The organism is Haloarcula salina (assembly GCF_049603855.1).
In the GTDB taxonomy this organism is placed as follows: domain Archaea; phylum Halobacteriota; class Halobacteria; order Halobacteriales; family Haloarculaceae; genus Haloarcula; species Haloarcula salina_A.
In genome coordinates this window covers 3,219,368-3,234,640 of the sequence record NZ_CP187146.1, presented here as the reverse complement: position 1 = coordinate 3,234,640, position 15,273 = coordinate 3,219,368, and the positions used below count along the sequence as shown (strand labels likewise).

16 protein-coding genes are annotated in these 15,273 nt (G+C 68.5%); 10 read left to right on the top strand and 6 right to left on the bottom strand.

Annotated elements, in window-relative coordinates; translation table 11 throughout:
* Positions 1-51: 51 nt before the first annotated feature.
* On the top strand, positions 52-924 hold the full coding sequence (gene larE, locus ACOZ4I_RS16565) for an ATP-dependent sacrificial sulfur transferase LarE (protein WP_424001500.1): 873 nt from the start codon (positions 52-54) through the stop codon (positions 922-924).
* Positions 925-936: 12 nt separating this feature from the next.
* Here larE and ACOZ4I_RS16560 read toward each other — a convergent pair whose 3' ends face one another.
* Both ACOZ4I_RS16560 and ACOZ4I_RS16555 read right to left on the bottom strand, forming a co-directional pair.
* On the bottom strand, positions 937-1,563 hold the full coding sequence (locus tag ACOZ4I_RS16560; RefSeq protein ID WP_424001498.1) for a histidine phosphatase family protein: 627 nt from the start codon (positions 1,561-1,563) through the stop codon (positions 937-939).
* Positions 1,564-1,565: 2 nt separating this feature from the next.
* The gene (locus tag ACOZ4I_RS16555; protein WP_424001496.1) at positions 1,566-3,248 is read right to left on the bottom strand and encodes a twin-arginine translocase subunit TatC; all 1,683 of its coding nucleotides are present in this window, start codon (positions 3,246-3,248) and stop codon (positions 1,566-1,568) included.
* Between the two features lie 104 nt (positions 3,249-3,352).
* Here ACOZ4I_RS16555 and ACOZ4I_RS16550 point away from each other — a divergent pair, with 104 nt between their 5' ends.
* From ACOZ4I_RS16550 to ACOZ4I_RS16540, 3 genes are all read left to right on the top strand, one after another.
* The gene (locus ACOZ4I_RS16550; protein WP_424001494.1) at positions 3,353-5,557 is read left to right on the top strand and encodes a twin-arginine translocase subunit TatC; all 2,205 of its coding nucleotides are present in this window, start codon (positions 3,353-3,355) and stop codon (positions 5,555-5,557) included.
* 98 nt (positions 5,558-5,655) lie between these two features.
* Positions 5,656-5,832: a ribbon-helix-helix domain-containing protein gene (locus ACOZ4I_RS16545; RefSeq protein WP_424001492.1), complete on the top strand. Its 177-nt coding sequence runs from the start codon at positions 5,656-5,658 to the stop codon at positions 5,830-5,832.
* Positions 5,822-6,514, top strand: coding sequence for a queuosine precursor transporter (locus ACOZ4I_RS16540; RefSeq protein ID WP_424001490.1), 693 nt, complete (start codon positions 5,822-5,824; stop codon positions 6,512-6,514). The genes ACOZ4I_RS16545 and ACOZ4I_RS16540 overlap by 11 nt, the downstream gene beginning before the upstream one ends.
* 1 nt (position 6,515) lies before the next feature.
* Here ACOZ4I_RS16540 and ACOZ4I_RS16535 read toward each other — a convergent pair whose 3' ends face one another.
* Entirely contained in the window at positions 6,516-7,307 is a 792-nt protein-coding gene (locus tag ACOZ4I_RS16535) for a 23S rRNA (uridine(2552)-2'-O)-methyltransferase (RefSeq protein ID WP_424001488.1), read from the bottom strand.
* A 370-nt stretch (positions 7,308-7,677) separates the two neighbouring features.
* On the opposite strand from ACOZ4I_RS16535, the gene nirK reads away from it, so the two are divergent.
* The 4 genes from nirK to ACOZ4I_RS16515 all read left to right on the top strand — a co-directional run bounded on the left by nirK (position 7,678) and on the right by ACOZ4I_RS16515 (position 11,146).
* Positions 7,678-8,763, top strand: a complete 1,086-nt coding sequence (gene nirK, locus ACOZ4I_RS16530; protein WP_424001486.1) for a copper-containing nitrite reductase — start codon at positions 7,678-7,680, stop codon at positions 8,761-8,763.
* 88 nt (positions 8,764-8,851) lie between these two features.
* Complete coding sequence (locus ACOZ4I_RS16525) at positions 8,852-9,595, top strand: DNA polymerase sliding clamp (RefSeq protein ID WP_162413790.1); 744 nt, start codon at positions 8,852-8,854, stop codon at positions 9,593-9,595.
* Positions 9,596-9,601: 6 nt separating this feature from the next.
* A complete protein-coding gene (locus tag ACOZ4I_RS16520; protein WP_424001484.1) occupies positions 9,602-10,498 on the top strand; it encodes an alpha/beta fold hydrolase in 897 nt (298 codons plus the stop codon).
* Positions 10,499-10,534: 36 nt separating this feature from the next.
* The gene (locus tag ACOZ4I_RS16515) at positions 10,535-11,146 is read left to right on the top strand and encodes a DUF7139 domain-containing protein (protein WP_424001482.1); all 612 of its coding nucleotides are present in this window, start codon (positions 10,535-10,537) and stop codon (positions 11,144-11,146) included.
* A 9-nt stretch (positions 11,147-11,155) separates the two neighbouring features.
* Here ACOZ4I_RS16515 and ACOZ4I_RS16510 read toward each other — a convergent pair whose 3' ends face one another.
* On the bottom strand, positions 11,156-12,163 hold the full coding sequence (locus ACOZ4I_RS16510; RefSeq protein WP_424001480.1) for a DUF4382 domain-containing protein: 1,008 nt from the start codon (positions 12,161-12,163) through the stop codon (positions 11,156-11,158).
* A gap of 246 nt (positions 12,164-12,409) precedes the next feature.
* On the opposite strand from ACOZ4I_RS16510, the gene hjc reads away from it, so the two are divergent.
* On the top strand, positions 12,410-12,928 hold the full coding sequence (hjc, locus tag ACOZ4I_RS16505) for a Holliday junction resolvase Hjc (RefSeq protein WP_424001478.1): 519 nt from the start codon (positions 12,410-12,412) through the stop codon (positions 12,926-12,928).
* A 6-nt stretch (positions 12,929-12,934) separates the two neighbouring features.
* Here the strand turns inward: hjc and ACOZ4I_RS16500 are convergent, their stop codons facing one another.
* Positions 12,935-13,579, bottom strand: coding sequence for an SWIM zinc finger family protein (locus ACOZ4I_RS16500; protein ID WP_424001477.1), 645 nt, complete (start codon positions 13,577-13,579; stop codon positions 12,935-12,937).
* Positions 13,580-13,713: 134 nt separating this feature from the next.
* Here ACOZ4I_RS16500 and ACOZ4I_RS16495 point away from each other — a divergent pair, with 134 nt between their 5' ends.
* Entirely contained in the window at positions 13,714-13,923 is a 210-nt protein-coding gene (locus ACOZ4I_RS16495) for a DUF7472 family protein (RefSeq protein ID WP_424001475.1), read from the top strand.
* Here ACOZ4I_RS16495 and priL read toward each other — a convergent pair.
* Positions 13,920-14,999 carry a DNA primase regulatory subunit PriL gene (priL, locus tag ACOZ4I_RS16490; protein WP_424001473.1) on the bottom strand — a complete coding sequence of 360 codons (1,080 nt, stop codon included), beginning with the start codon at positions 14,997-14,999 and terminating at the stop codon, positions 13,920-13,922. The genes ACOZ4I_RS16495 and priL overlap by 4 nt on opposite strands.
* Between the last annotated feature and the right edge of the window lie 274 nt (positions 15,000-15,273).

The window sequence follows — 15,273 nt, the reverse complement described above, 5'->3', positions numbered from 1 at the left end:
CGCGATGCGGAACGCGAAGGCGTTTTTGCCGTCCGCCGAGAAGGGATGTCCATGTCTGCTGTCCCGGAGAAGCTGGCGGCCGCCCGCGAGGACCTCGAATCGCGCGACGGCGTGCTCATCGCCTTCTCCGGCGGTGTGGATTCGAGCGTCGTCGCCGCGCTGGCCCACGACGCCCTCGGCGACGACGCTGTCGCCTGCACCGCCAAGTCCGAGACGCTGCCCGCCGCCGAGCTGGAGGACGCCACCCGGGTCGCCGAGGAGATCGGCATCCGCCACGAGATCGTGGAGTTCTCCGAGCTCAGTAGTGACGAGTTCATGCAGAACGACGACATGCGCTGCTATCACTGCCGGTCGATGCGCCTCGGCGCGATGTACGACCGCGCCCGCGAACTCGGTATCGACGTGGTCTGTGACGGCACGAACGCCTCCGACGTTGGGGAGGGCCACCGGCCCGGCCTGCGCGCCGTCGAGGAACTGGACGCCTACTCGCCGCTGCTGGAACACGACATCGAGAAGGAGGAGGTCCGCGAGATCGCCCGCGAGTACGACCTCTCGGTCGCCGACAAGCCCTCGATGGCCTGCCTCTCCTCGCGCATCCCGACCGGACTCGAGGTCACCGAGGAGCGCCTCTCCCGCGTCGAGAAGGCCGAGCGCCTCCTCCGAACGTGGGGCTTCGAGCAGTTCCGGGTGCGCGACCACGACGGCCTCGCCCGCATCGAGGTCGGCGAGGCGGAACTCGAGACCGCGCTGGACCCCGACTTCGTCCGGGCCGCCCGCGACCACGTCGAGGACTGCGGCTTCGACCACGTGACGCTGGACCTCCACGGCTACCAGACCGGGAGCGTCAGCCCGGAAGACGAGGGACAGACCGAAGAAGACGTGGTCAGCGACGTGTTCGACGCCGAGTATCCCTCGGTCGACTGACGACGGGCCCGCTCACTCCAGTCGCGCCCGCCAGCCGGTCAGTTCTTCGCCGACCAGTTCCGGGCCGTCGTCGAGTCGGATCTCGTTGACGGCGCAGTTGTCCTGTGACCCCTCGGCGAGCGCCGCGTCCGGGTCGCGGTCGGTGAGTTTCCCCAGCAGCACCTTGATGACGCCGCCGTGGGTCACGACCAGCGTCGTCTCGCCCGCCCGCGTCGCCTCCATCGTCCGGACCCACGCCTGCTCGACCCGCTCGCGGAACGCCCGGACGCTCTCGCCGTTTTCCGGGTCGGCGTCGAGCGAGATGACGCTCGCCGTCCGGTCGTGATCGGGGAACTCCGCGAGCACCTCCTCGGCGAACAGGCCCTGGAGGACCCCGAAGCCGCGCTCGCGCCAGTCGGCGTCGTAGCTCGGTTCGGGCAGTCCGTCGGCCGCACCGCGGGCCTCGGCGGCCGTGTCGCGGGTGCGAGCGAGGTCGGAGGCGAGGACGCGGTCCACGTCGTAGCGGTCGTCGAGCCACGCCCCGAGCGCCGCGGCCTGCCGGCGGCCGTCGTCCGTCAGTCGGCTCGGGGCCCAGCCCTGGACGCGCCCGTCGCGGTTCCACGTCGTCTCGCCGTGCCGGGCGACGAGCAGGGTCGCCACCGTCACGCCTCCGCGGCCCGTCGCCGCATGACGAGGATGCTGGCCTCGTAGAGCGCGATGAGCGCAGCGGCGACGGCGACGGCGGCCGTCCGGCCGAGGCTGAACTGGTTCACGAGGCGGAACAGCGTCGGGTCGGGGCTACCGAGGTAGCCGACGACGATGGCGACGCCCCACACCGGCAGGCGGGCCCGCCGGAAGCCCCGCCAGAGCCGAACGGAGCCGTAGTAGTTCTTGTTGAGGTACGCCAGCGCCTCGAACAGGACGATCATGCCGCCGCCGACCAGCATCGGCGTGGCGTTCCCGAGGCCGACGGCCGCGAGCGTCTCGGTGACGGCGGCCGGCAGTTGCTCGTAGTACCCGGTCGGGACCGGCGCGGGGCTGAGGACGTAGCCGGCGAGCGCGAACGCCAGCCACGCGATCGGGCGGCGGGCGGTGAGGTCGTCGGCGGTCGGCACCGGCGAACTGCTTCCCGTCCAGCGCAGGAGCAGGAGCGTCCCCTCGAACAGCCCGATCATCGTCACCGCGACCATGAGCGGGGCCATCCCGGTCGGGTCGGGGCTGAACAGGAACGCCACCGCGGCGAACCCGCCCCAGAAGTACAGCCGCCGCTGTTTGAGCCACTGGCGGGTCGTCACGCCCATCATCACCGCGAGCATCACGAACAGCGGGATCTGGAAGATGAGCGCGAACAGGCCGAGCATCAGGATGATGAGGTTGAACGTCTCGCTCAGCCCGAACGCCAGGTCGGCCGCGCGGTCTGAGTACGTGATGAAGTAGTCGAACATCGCCCGCAGGACGGCGAAGTACGCGAAGCCGACGCCGACGGCCGCGAGCACGAGGCTGGTCGGGACCGCCGCGAGGTAGTAGCGCCGCTCGCGGGGGTACAGCCCCGGCCGCATGAACAGGTACGTCTGGTAGACGAACACCGGCAAGGCCGCGATGAAGCCCACTAGCGAGGCGACTTTCAGCCGCGCGAGGATGAGCGCGAGCGGGTTGTAGACGTGCGGACAGTCCGCCCCCGCGACGGTGCTGCCCTCGACGTCTGTTACGACCTGTCCGCAGGCCTCCGCCGGGCCGTCGAGGAACGAGTACCACAGGAAGTTGATGAGTTCGTCGGAGTAGGGGAGCGCGATGACGGCGACGACGGACATCACGCCGACGACGACGAACAGCCGCATCGCCATCTCCTCGACGTGGTCGGCCAGCGGCATCTCCTCGTCGTCCGGTGCGCCCTCGTGGACGGTCTCGTCGGAACTGTAGCCCGAAGACGCGCCCGTCGCGGTTCCCGACGCGGTGGCGGTGCTCGTCGTCGCGGTCGGCGTCGCGCCCCAGTCGCTCGGCACGTCGGCCGGGACCGCGGCCTCGATCTCCGCCGGATCGCGATCGAACAGGCCGGCCCGCGTCGACGGCGGGAGCGCGTGCGACCCGACAGTGCCCTCGTTCCCGCCGGCCGGGGCTGATTCCGGGCTGGACGCGTCGCTCTCGCCGTCGCGGTCAGCATCGGCGGCGGCGACGGGGTCCGTGACTGGGGCGTCGTCTTCCCCCTCGGTCACGTCGGACGCCGCATCGTCATCGGCCGTCTCGCTCCCGTCCGGGCGGTCGGTCGCGCCCCCGGGTTCACTGTCGGACGGTCGCACCGACTCTTCGGGGCCCCGACGCTCGCCGTCTGCGTCACCGTCCTCCATCTGGGCCCGATTTAGACGGTGGTAGTTGTAAACTTTCTTTTCGCGCGGCCGGTGTCGATTCGATGAATAAATTGATAACGCCCACTGGGCTAGGCACAGGAAAGATGGCGAGTGCTATCGACGAGGACACCGTCCAGACGGTCCAGAGCGGGCGCGCCACGCTCGGTGCGATGCTCCGCTCGGCCCAGGTCCACCTCCAGAAGGTGTTCATCGTCTTCGTCGTCGGCATGATGGGAACCATCCTGGCGCTGCAGTACGGCGTCTGGGACCGGCTCAAGGCGGACCTCCTGTACTCGCAGATGGACCTCACGACTCAGGAGGCCACGAGCGTCGTCGCGGTCACGCCCTTCGACGTGATCCTCTTGCAGGTGAAGATCGGTGCCGTCGTCGGCATCCTCATGGCCCTGCCGCTGTTGATCTACTTCGGCCGCGACGGCCTCCGTCAGCGCGGCTGGTGGCCCGCCCAGCACATCCCCGTCTGGAAGGGGACCCTGTTCGTCACGATCAGCCTGGCGCTGTTCGCCGGCGGCGTCGCCTACGCCTACGAGCTGTTCTTCCCGCTGATGTTCAACTTCCTGGCCGGCGACGCCTACGCCGCCGGGTTCACGCCGCAGTACTCCATCGTCAAGTGGTTCCAGTTCGTCTTCCTGCTGGCCGTCTCCTTCGGGCTCGCCGCCCAGTTGCCGCTCGTGATGACGGTGCTCTCCTACACCGAAATCGTCCCCTACGAGACGTTCCGCGACAAGTGGCGCTACGCGGTGCTCGGAATCTTCGCCTTCGGCGCGCTGTTCTCGCCGCCGGACCCGTTCACCCAGATCATGTGGGCCGCGCCGCTGTGTGGCCTCTACGGGCTCAGCCTCGCGCTGTCGAAACTCGCCGTTCTCATCAGGCGCTCGGGCGACCTGGTGAGCACGCCGGCCGTCGCCCGCGAGCACTGGAACACGATTCTCGGCGGGGCCGTCCTCAGCGGGGGCGCGGTGTACTACCTGCTCGCGACCCCGGCGTTCCAGTACGTCCAGGCCTTCGCCGAGGTGTTCCCGTCGGACCGGCTCACCGGCGACATCCAGCCGCCGGCGCTGTTCGGACTCCCCGTCGAGACGACGGCGATTCTCGTCGCCGCCGCCGTCGGCCTCGTGGGGGCCGTCGCGGTGCTGTACTACCACGTGCTGGGCGCGCTGGCCGAGCACAGCCCGGGCAGGGCCGTCGGCGACCCGTCGGCCATCGACGTCGGTGAACTCGACGCCGCGGCCGTGGAGGTGGCCCCGCCGGAGGTGTTCGAGGAGATGGCCGAACACGAGGCGCTGGCCCACGCCGACACCGCCCTCGCGAACGACGACCGCGAGAAGGCCAAGGCCGTCCTCGACCGGTGGGACATGGTCCACGAGGACGACGTGGACGCCGCCGAGGCGACGGCCGAAGACGCCACCGCAGGCGAGGGCGCAGCGGCGGACGACGAGGACGGCGGCCTGTTCACGTCCACGGCCGCCGGCATGGCCGACGCCTTCACCGAGGACGAGACCACCGAGGACGACATCGGCGGCTACTACTACGACATCCAGTTCATCCTCAGTGCGCTGGCCTCGCGGGCGTTCGTCATCCTCGGCATCTTCGGCTTCGTCCTCGCCGCCGGCTTCATCTTCCTCTATCAGGGCGGTATCGGCCGCATCCAGCGGACGTTCGTCAGCCGACTGCCGCCGGAGATGGCGGCCGACGTGAGTATCGTCACGCTCCACCCCGTCGAGCACCTGGTGTTCATCGTCAAGTTCTCGACGATCCTCGGCGCGGTGTCGGTCATCCCGGTCGTGCTGTACTTTGCCTGGCCGGCCCTGCGCGAGCGCGGCTTCGTCGTCGGGAACCGGAACATCCTCGGGGTCTGGGGCGGCACGCTTTTCCTCGCCCTCATCGGCGGGAGCCTGCTCGGGTTCCTCTACGTCGCGCCGATGACCATCTCGGCCATCGCCTACGACCAGCTCAACTCCAACATGGTCATCGCCTACCGGGTGAGTAAGTTCGGCTGGCTCGTGTTCTTCCTCACCATCGGCATCGGCCTGCTGGCCGAGATCCCGGTGACGATGTTCCTGTTCCACCGCGGCGGCATCATCCCCTTCCGGCTGATGTACGAGCGCTGGCGCGAGGTCGTCATCGCCATCGTCGCGCTCTCGGCCATCCTCTCGCCGAGCGGCATCTTCACCATGTTCATCGTCGGCATCCCGACGGCGCTCGCGTACCTGCTCGGGCTCGGCATCCTCTGGGTGTACACGCTCGGCGGTCGACGCACGATGGAGCGCCGGAGCGAACCGGCCGACTGACGGTTGCCCGACGGAGCGCCGGAGCAGTCGGCTCGCGGTGAGCCGCTGCCCGTCGACGAATCCCGACGTATATTACGCGAGTATTCGTAGGCGCATCTATGCCCAAGATCAGCGTCGAAGTGCCCGAAGAACTCCTCTCTGACCTCGACGCGCACGTCGGCGAGGACGGGAAGTTCGTCAACCGAAGCGAGGCGATCCGCGCGTCCATCAGGAAGACCCTCGACCTGCTGGACGAGATCGACGACCGGCAGGGTCGACTCGACGATGAGCAGTGAGCGCTCGGAGGCCGTCCGCGTCGGCCTCGTCGCCCTGTTCGTGACCGCGCTGGTCACGTCACAGCTGACGGCCTCGAAGCTACTCGCGTTCTCGTTGCCCGTCTCGCTGCCGCTCGCTGGCAATATGCTCGTCCTGCCGGGAGCGGCGCTGGCGTACGCGCTGACGTTCTTCGCGTCGGACTGCTACGCCGAACTGTACGGCCGGCGGGCCGCTACCGTCGTCGTGAACGTCGGCTTCGCGATGAACTTCGTCCTGCTGGCGCTCGTCTGGAGCACCATCCTCGCGCCCGGCCTGCCGGGTCAGCCGGTCGACCCGGCCGCGTTCCGGAACGTTCTCGGCGCGAGCACGGCCATCGTCGTCGGGAGCCTGTCGGCCTACGTCGTCAGCCAGAACTGGGACGTGTTCGTGTTCCACTGGCTCCGCGAGCGGACCGACGGCGAGATGCTGTGGCTGCGCAACGTCGGTTCGACGGCGTCCAGCCAGCTCCTCGACACGGTCATCTTCGTCGGCGTGGGCTTCGTGCTCCTCCAGGGACTCCCCCTCGGCGAGGCGCTGGCGCTGATCGTCGGCCAGTACGTCCTGAAACTCGCCATCGCGCTGCTCGACACGCCGTTCGTCTACGCCGTCGTCGGCTTCGCCCGCCGCAACGGCCACGCGCCGGCCGCGCCCAGCGCCGAGTGACTCACTCGACCGGCTCGGCGAACGCGTAGCGCGGCTTCACGTCGTCGACCCGCACGTCGACCGTCTCGCCCGCCTCGACGCCGCTGACGAACACGGTGAAGTTCTCCACCTTGGCGATGCCGTCGCCTTCCTCGCCGATGTCCTCGATGGTGACCTCGACGATGTCGCCCTCGCGTACCGGCGCGGTCAGGCGGTGTTTGGCGACCAGATACAGCTCAGAGGAGGAGTCCCGCGAGGCGTCGGGGCGGACCTCGCGGACGTACTCGAACTCCGGCTCGATGTCGGCGATGAGGTCCTCCAGGTCCTGCCCGTCGAACACCTTCGCACAGAAGTCCCCGCCGGCGTCGAGCAGGTCCGTCGCCACCTCGAAGGCCTGGCGGACGAGGTGGACCGAGCGGGCGTGGTCGAGGTCGTACTGGCCCGTCATGTTCGGGGCCATGTCCGAGAGGACCACGTCGACCGGGCCGCCCTCGCCGTCGCTCTCCCCGACGACCTCGCGGATCTCGGCCTTCGTGCTGTCGTCGGTCATGTCGCCGCGGACGTACTCGACGGACGGTTCCGGGTCCTCAAGTTCCTCGATGCGCTGGCGGTCGACGCCGACGACGGTACCCCGCTCGCCGACGCGCTCGGCCGCGACCTGCAGCCAGCCGCCGGGCGCGGCCCCGAGGTCGACGACGGTTCGCCCCTCGCCGAGCAGGCCCGCCGTCTCGTCCAGTTGCTTGAGTTTGTACGCAGACCGCGCTCGATACCCCTCCTGCTTGGCCCGGTTGTAGTAGTCGTCTTTGCCGGCCATCGCTACGGTGTCACTCCTCGGTCGATCTGGCGTCTGCCGCTCGCTGCGGACGTGTTCGGTTCGGTCATACGTCACTGCACGCCGCGCGCGGCAAAATGGCTGACGCACTGGCGGGGCACCTGTGGACGCGCGACACTCAGGGTGCGACCGCACCGCGCGCGACTGGTCTGTGGCCGACACGGCGCCTTCGAAGGGAGTGTCGAACCGATCCGGTTCGGACCATCGATGCTGGTGACCGTTCGTTTATATCGTTAGCCCGAACACGTTCACCGCGGTTCCTGTGGGACGAGAACGGCTACCACGGCCTGAGAACCCCCGTCTCGGTATATATCTATCCGAGTCAGACCTGTTCCTGTAGGGAGTCCCACCAATGTCAACCATTCCGACGGCGACCCGGCGACGGGTGCTAGAGGCCCTGGGTGTCGGCACGGCCGCGCTCGCGGGCTGTGCCGGCGCACCGGGTGCGCAAGAGGAGCCGACCGAGACCAGAACGACCCCACAGGAGCCAGCCATGAACGCCGCCCAACAGACCGACGTGGACCGTATCGCCGCCGACCCGACCGACATTCCGGACCCCATCGACCGCTCGGAGCCGAAGACGGTGTCGGTCGAGATGACGACCAAGGAGCAGGTCGCCGAGATCGAACCCGGCGTCACGTACACGTACATGACCTTCGACGGGCAGATTCCGGGACCGATGGTCCGGGTCCGCCGCGGCGACACCGTCGAACTCACTATCACGAACGAGGAGGGCAACTCGATGCCGCACAACATCGACCTCCACGCCGTCCGCGGACCCGGCGGCGGCGCCGAGGCGTCGATGGTCACGCCCGGCCAGACCAAGACCTTCCGGTTCAAGGCGACCTACCCCGGCGCGTTCATCTACCACTGTGCGGTCCCGAACCTCGACATGCACATCTCCTCGGGGATGTTCGGGATGATCCTCGTCGAGCCGAAAGAGGGGCTGCCCGAGGTGGACCACGAGTTCTACTTCGGCCAGCACGAACTGTACACCACCGGGGCCGCCGGCGAGAAGGGCCACCACGACTTCGACATGGACGCGATGGCGGCCGAAGACCCCACGTACGTCCTGATGAACGGGGAGAAGTACGCCATCACGCCCGACGTCCGCGGCGCGCCGACGATGCAGGTCGGCGAGAACGCACGGGTGTACTTCGTCGTCGGCGGGCCGAACCTCGATTCGAGCTTCCACCCCATCGGCTCCGTCTGGGACGAGGTCTGGCAGCAGGGCTCCATCGCCGGGCCGCCGAACAAGTTCGTCCAGACCACCCCGGTCAAGCCCGGATCCTGCGCTATCGCGACGATGCACGCCGAGGTCCCCGGCCCCGTCAAACTGGTCGATCACGCGCTCTCGCGGGTTGCTCGCAAGGGCATGATGGCCGTCATCAACCGCGAAGGGGAGGCGAACCCCGACGTGTTCCAGCCCGAGGCCTGATCGGCTATCGCGACGTGTCTGAATCGCCCGCGCGCACGCGGATTCAATGAGGGACTTTTTAATGGATGGGGGCGTAGCCCGGTTCAAGATGTTCAACGCCATCGTGAGCGCAGACACGCTCAAGGCGGCTCTCGACTCCGTGAGCGTGCTGGTGGACGAGTGCAAGATCCACCTCGAAGAAGACGGGCTGGAAATCCGAGCTGTCGACCCGGCGAACGTCGGCATGGTCGATCTGCGGCTCGACGCGGCGGCGTTCGAGTCCTACGAGACCGACGGCGGTCTCATCGGCGTCAATCTCTCTCGCCTCGAAGACATCGCCGGCATGGCCGACGCCGGCCAGCTCGTCCACCTCGACCTGGACGAGAAGACGCGCAAGCTCCACATCTCTATCGACGGTCTCGAATACACGCTCGCCCTCATCGACCCCGACTCTATCCGCCAGGAGCCCGACCTCCCGGACCTGGACCTCTCCGCGAACATCGTCATCGAGGGCCGCGACATCGACCGCGCCGTCACCGCGGCGGACATGGTCAGCGACCACATCGCGCTGGGCGTCGACGCCACCGAGGAGCTGTTCTACGTCGACGCTGAAGGCGACACCGACGACGTGCACCTCGAACTCACTCGCGACGACCTCATCGACCTCACGCCCGGCGACGCCCACTCGCTGTTCTCGCTCGACTACCTGAAGAACATGAACAAGGCCATTCCGAAGGACGCCGAGGTCGAGATGGAACTGGGCGAGGAGTTCCCCGTCAAGATGCACTTCAACTTCGCCGAGGGACAGGGCCGCGTCACCTACATGCTCGCGCCCCGCATCCAGAGCGAGTAGGCACCCATGCGGTCCCCGCCGCAGGTCCCGGCCGCCGACTGGCGGCCGACTGACGACGACACCGCCACGCTCTCCCTCTCCGACGACCGCCGACTGGCTTACGCCACCTACGGCGACCCCGACGGCGACCCGGTGCTGTTTTGCCACGGGACGCCCGGCTCACACGTCGTCGCGCGCCTCCTCGATGCTCCGGCCCGCGAGCACGGCGTCCGATTGATCGCCCCCGACAGACCCGGAATTGGCGGTTCGACGGACGCCTCCGTCGGAATCGCCGACTGGCCCGACGACGTCGCGACCCTCCTGTCACACCTCGGCGTCGAGTCCGCGGGCGCGGTCGGCTTCTCCGGCGGCGGCCCGTTCGCGCTCGCCTGCCACCGCCTGCCCGAAATCGAACGCGTCGCACTTCTCGGCTCCAGCGGTCCTCCCGATGTCGGCTCGACCGGCCGCGTCCAGCAGTTCGTCGGGACGTTGTCCCGCCACGCGCCGTGGGCGCTCGGGCGGCTCTTTCGCCTCCAGCGGTGGGTGGCCCTCCGCCGGGACCCGTCCTACGCCGTCGAGTTCGTCGCCGACGAGACGCCCGAGACGGACGCGCTGGGCGCCGACGAGGTGGCCCGCGTCGTCCGGGCGGACATGCTGACCGCGATGGCGCGCGGACCGAGCGCCGTCGTCCGCGAGCAGCGCCTCCTCTCTCGTCCGTGGCCCGTCGACCTCGCGGACGTGTCGGTCCCCGTTGCGGTGTATCAGGGCCGCGACGACGCTAACGTCTCGCCGTCGACCGGTCGGGCGCTCGCAGACCGCCTCCCGCGGGCCTCGCTCGAACTGGTCGACACCGATCACCTCGGGACACTGACAGCCGCCGGTGACGACGCGCTCGCGGCCGTCCGGCGTCGCACGCGCGTCTGACGTATCGTTTTGTGCGTCGCCGTCTAACGGGCCGGTATGGAGAACCTGGGGGACGCGTACACGAGTCGGCGCTGGGAGGGCCGCGACCCGCGCCGCGTCGTCGCCGGCGCGACCCTGGGCGTCTGCGGCGCGCTGGCCGTCGTCGCCGCGATTTTGCTCGTCACGACGCCGCTGTCGGCGTTTCTCGGCGCGACCGCCCCCCACGCCGCGGAGAAGCTCGGCGGCACGCTCGGTGGACTCGGCATCCCCGCGATGCTGCTGAGCGTCGTCGCCGTCCTCCCGTCGAGCCGGCGCGAGCAGGTCGGCGTCGGCTCCGGGGCCGCGCTCTGTCTCGTCGGTATCGCCCTGTTCCAGGTCGCGTACCCCTACAACTGGACGGTCGGCGGGCAGACGTTCGCCTTCGAGACGACGATGGCGTACTTCCTCGGGTCATGCGTGGCGTTCTGGTTCGTGTTCACCGCGATGGCGAGCTTCCGCCGTCGGAACGACCCGCACGGCACCGTCAAGCTCGAAATCGCACACAAGGGCGAGACGAAGACGGTGCAGGTCTCGCCCGAGGAGTACCGGCGCTACACCCGGGCGGTCCGGGGCGACGGCGGGACCACCGACCAGGTCGTCCGGGAACTGGAGTCCCGGCTGGAAGACTGAGCAGCGCGGCTACTGCCCGTTTCCGTTTTCGCTGGCTGATTGATTCCCGCTCTGGCCGGCGTCGGTCTCCACGTCCGGCGTTTCGGTCTCCGATTCCTGTTCCGTCGCCTCGTCTTCCGTCGTCTCTTCGTCCGGCGTTTCGCTCGCTTCAGTCTCCGACTCGGGCGTTTCAGACCCGTCGGCGCCGACTTCCTCGACGGTCACGTCCGTCCCAGCGACGCCGCTCTCGGAGATGACCGGGAGGAGATTGTAGCCCCCGTTGCCCTTCTTCACGACGTTGATGTCGAAGACGAACGAGACGGACTCGCCGGCGACGACTTCGAACGGCTTGGTGAGCTGGAGCTTCCCGCTCGGAATCTTCACGTCGACCGCTTCGCCGTCGACGATTCCCTCGACGGACGCGGCGTACAGTTCGATCTTGCTGTAGCGGCCCGCCGATAGCTCGCCGTCGAGAACGCTGATGGCCTTCTCCCCGACGACCTCGGTGAGGTCGACGGTCGCGCCGCCGAGGTCGCGCACGACGAAGCCGTCATCTTCGCTGTCGTCGGCATCTTCGGATTCCGGCGTCTCGGTCGGTTCGGGTGTTTCGGTCGGCTCGGGCGTTTCGGACGGTTCGACCGTCTCTGTCGCCGTGCCGTTCGGAGTGGCGGTCGCCGTCTCCGTGCCGTTCGGAGTGGCGGTCGCCGTCGCTGTGTCGGCGGTTCCGGTCTGCGTTTCCGCCTCGGTGGCGTCGGCTTCCTCGGTCGCCCCGTCGCCGGCCCGGAAGATCCGCGCCTTCGAGAACGAGACGTTCAGCGAGTCGAAGTCGCCGATGTCGGCCGGCCGGTCGCTGATGAGCAGGCGGAACGAGCCGACGGCGGACCCGTCGCCGGACGTGGTCTCCGTCTCGCCATCGCCGTCCGCGCCGTCGCCGCTCGTCCCGTCGCCGCCGGTCCCGTCGGTGTTCGACCCGCTACAGCCCGCGAGCAGGCCGACTCCGACGCCGGCGCTCGACGCGAGGAACCGTCGTCGCCTCATCGGTCTCGACCCTCCGTGAGATTCGCTCCCGGTCGCTGTCTGGTCGGCTTCACTGTGCTGTCGACTCCCGTCAGGCGCTGGCCGCGGCCCGACGTGACTGCGTTGACCCAATCCATGCCATCGGTCTGGAGGACATCGAAGGGGATATGCCTCGCGATAGGTCAAACGGCGGCCGTTCTCTCTGAACGGTTTGAACGGTCCTGGCGTATCTGAACGGTTTTACCGCCGACGGTCCACGGACTGATAATGGCAAACTCGAACGCGAAGGGCGACCGCCGCGAGCGCGAACTGGTCAACGCCCTCGACGAGGCGGGGTTCGCGGTGATGCGCGCACCCGCGAGCGGCAGCGCCACCGAGCGCGAACTGCCGGACGTGCTGACCGGCGACGGCGAGACGTTCTACGCCATCGAGGCGAAATCCAGCGCCGGCGACCCCATCTATCTCACCGGTGAGGAGGTCGAGGCCCTGCTCTTTTTCGCGCGGAACTTCGGCGCGAAACCCCGCATCGGCGTCCGCTTCGACCGCGAGGACTGGTACTTCTTTCACCCCGGCGACCTCCACACGACCGACGGCGGGAACTACCGCGTCAAGAAGGAGACGGCCCTCGCCGACGGGACGGACTTCGAGGAGTTCGTCGGCCACTCACAGAAGGTCACGCTGGACGAGGTGGCCGACGACGGCCCCGACCAGAGCGTGCTGGACGTGCTGTCGGCGTTCGAGCGCGGCGACCTCTCGAAGGAGGAGGCCGCGGCGATGCTGGAGTAGGGTCGGTCAGCTATCCACGGTATCGACGAGACGCTCGTCGGTCCGCTCCAGTCGCGAGTGCGGGAAGGCGTACCGGCGCGGGTCCTCCGAGCGAATCGCGTCCGAGAGGTACGTCGCCTCCACCACGAGGTCGTCCGCGGGATAGCCGGCGTTGGTGTCGTAGGTCGCGACCGTCTCGCCTGTGGCCTCGACGACGCGCTCGCTGGCGCGCTCGTCGGTCACGTGGCCGACGACGAGTCTGTCGCCCGTCTCGCGGTCCCGGACGACGTCGCCCGGCGTCAGTCGACACCGCTCGCAGAGGTGGGGCGGGGCGGCGTCCTCGGCGACGAACGTGACCGCCCCGCAGGCGTCGCAGGTCGCCCGCTGCTTGCCCGGCGGCGCGATTCGACGGGCGGTGATCTCGATGGCGACGCGCCGCAGGTGCTTGCAGCGCTCGCCGCGGATGCGGTTGTCGGGGCAGGAACAGGACCGCCGTTTCACGTCGACGAGATACGTGTGGCCGCTCTCGGTGGTCACGGCGTACGTGCTCTCCCCGCGTGGACTGACGGCCATCCGCTCGGTCCAGGCGCGCGCGGCGCGGTCGGGGAGCGCTCGGAGGTCCGGTGCGAGTGCAGTGCGCTCTCTGTCCGCTGTTGGTTCGATGAGCGTCATAGGTGCGGACACGGCTGTGTTTCGGTGTGTGTCCAGTCGAAACGTAGGTTCTCCACGGAGGTAAATCGCTCGCCGATCCGGCCCCGCTCGCGCGCTTCGATACCCTTTTTGCCGGGCCTGTGGAATCGCGCCACATGGATATCGAGCGGGAGACGGTCCTGCAAATCGTGATCTCGGCGATCGCCGTGGTGATATTTATCGCCGCGGCAGCGTTCGTCTCGCAGACGTACATGGTCGACACCAGCCTCGAACCCACCGGGGGAATCGCGCTCGTGGGCGTCATCGGGCTGTTCATCGTCGTGATGACCGTCGCCGGGCTCTGGCTGGAGCGCCAGCAGTTCTAGGCGTCGGCCTCGTCTTCGCTCTCGCCGTCCTCGCGCCAGTCGACCAGTTCGTCTTCTTCGGCGTCGTCTAGCTTCTGTTCGTAGTAGCCCATCGGGTGCGAAATCGTCTCACAGAGGTCGTCCTTGTTGACGCAGTCGCCGTAGGACTGCATCGTCGAGCACGCCGGCGTCGAATACTCCGTCGGGCTCGTCTCTCCGCGGATGTGGTCGACCTGATAGCGGGTGGCCTCCTCGCCGAAGCCGGGGTTGACCTGGAACAGGTCGACGATCTCGTCCGTCGTCATCCCGATGCCGGTCAGAAACGCGGCGATGGCGAACCGGGAGTGGTGTTCGAGGTGTTCGCCCTTCTGGACCTGATCGAGGAGCGCCTTCATGCACGGTGGGAACAGGTCGGGGACGACGGTGTCGATCTCCCGCGTCAGGTCGAGGTCGGAGAGGATCTCCTGGAGGTACTCGACCTCCTCGTCCAGTTCCCCGGCGATGGCGTCGGGGACCTCGAAGGGTAGCCCCTCGGTCACGCGGTGGCGGATCGCCTGCTTCAGCAGGACGTTCAGTTCCTCCGCGGTGACCCGGACCCAGCCGTCGGCGAGCGCCCGGTTGACCAGCCGCCACGAATCGCCGCGCTGGTCGGCAGCGAGATCGAGATACGCCCCCACCTCGACGCGGAAGCCGTCGCCCGCCGCTCGCACCGCGCTTGCGAGGTCGAACTCAGCGAGCAGTTCGTCACGGTCCAGTCGGGCGCTCTGCGTCGATTTCAGCTCCGTCGTCGTCGCGAACTCCTCGGTGAAGCGCTCGTAGGCCGTCGCGGCCTCCGCCTGCGCGTACCGGCGGGTGCAGATGTGCACGTCGACGAGCGACACCAGCACGCGCGCGACGGGGTAGGACAGCAACTCCACGCGGGTCCGGCGGTGTGGTTCGCCGATGGTCCCGTCGGTGATGGCCGTCTCGACGCGTTCCAGCGCCCGCGTCGTGACCGCCTCGTTCGTCGCGACCACCTCGCCCAGATCCACCGCTGCCGCCTCGACGGCCGCCCGCGACTGCTCTAGGAACGGATAGCGCGCGTGCAGCGGTTCCATTGCCAGCACCTTTCGGACGGGGGCGAATAAAATTGCCGTCACCGAGCGGGCCGGCGCGTGCGGCGCGGTCCGTCACTCCAGATCCGACCGCGACGGCGGCGAGACGACCCGGCCAGTTCAGGGCACACTATACACGTAGCGTCTCCGGGTCCCCGACCCAATACAGCTAGCAGACAAGCGGATACCCCGTTCCCTTCTCTCTCGATGTGTGGTAAGGACGAGAGGGGTGGTGGTTGGGACGCCGCCCCTCGACGGGTAACTGCCCACACAGGCA

Bases quoted from the DNA above. Each gene is read 5' to 3' on its own strand.
- larE (WP_424001500.1), top strand. From the start codon at position 52: ATGTCTGCTGTCCCGGAGAAGCTGGCGGCCGCCCGCGAGGACCTCGAA.
- ACOZ4I_RS16545 (WP_424001492.1), top strand. From the start codon at position 5,656: ATGCCCAAGATCAGCGTCGAAGTGCCCGAAGAACTCCTCTCTGACCTC.
- ACOZ4I_RS16515 (WP_424001482.1), top strand. From the start codon at position 10,535: ATGGAGAACCTGGGGGACGCGTACACGAGTCGGCGCTGGGAGGGCCGC.
- ACOZ4I_RS16535 (WP_424001488.1), bottom strand. From the start codon at position 7,307: ATGGCCGGCAAAGACGACTACTACAACCGGGCCAAGCAGGAGGGGTAT.
- ACOZ4I_RS16500 (WP_424001477.1), bottom strand. From the start codon at position 13,579: ATGACGCTCATCGAACCAACAGCGGACAGAGAGCGCACTGCACTCGCA.
- ACOZ4I_RS16550 (WP_424001494.1), top strand. From the start codon at position 3,353: ATGGCGAGTGCTATCGACGAGGACACCGTCCAGACGGTCCAGAGCGGG.
- ACOZ4I_RS16525 (WP_162413790.1), top strand. From the start codon at position 8,852: ATGTTCAACGCCATCGTGAGCGCAGACACGCTCAAGGCGGCTCTCGAC.
- ACOZ4I_RS16495 (WP_424001475.1), top strand. From the start codon at position 13,714: ATGGATATCGAGCGGGAGACGGTCCTGCAAATCGTGATCTCGGCGATC.
- ACOZ4I_RS16510 (WP_424001480.1), bottom strand. From the start codon at position 12,163: ATGAGGCGACGACGGTTCCTCGCGTCGAGCGCCGGCGTCGGAGTCGGC.
- priL (WP_424001473.1), bottom strand. From the start codon at position 14,999: ATGGAACCGCTGCACGCGCGCTATCCGTTCCTAGAGCAGTCGCGGGCG.
- ACOZ4I_RS16540 (WP_424001490.1), top strand. From the start codon at position 5,822: ATGAGCAGTGAGCGCTCGGAGGCCGTCCGCGTCGGCCTCGTCGCCCTG.
- nirK (WP_424001486.1), top strand. From the start codon at position 7,678: ATGTCAACCATTCCGACGGCGACCCGGCGACGGGTGCTAGAGGCCCTG.
- ACOZ4I_RS16555 (WP_424001496.1), bottom strand. From the start codon at position 3,248: ATGGAGGACGGTGACGCAGACGGCGAGCGTCGGGGCCCCGAAGAGTCG.
- hjc (WP_424001478.1), top strand. From the start codon at position 12,410: ATGGCAAACTCGAACGCGAAGGGCGACCGCCGCGAGCGCGAACTGGTC.
- ACOZ4I_RS16520 (WP_424001484.1), top strand. From the start codon at position 9,602: ATGCGGTCCCCGCCGCAGGTCCCGGCCGCCGACTGGCGGCCGACTGAC.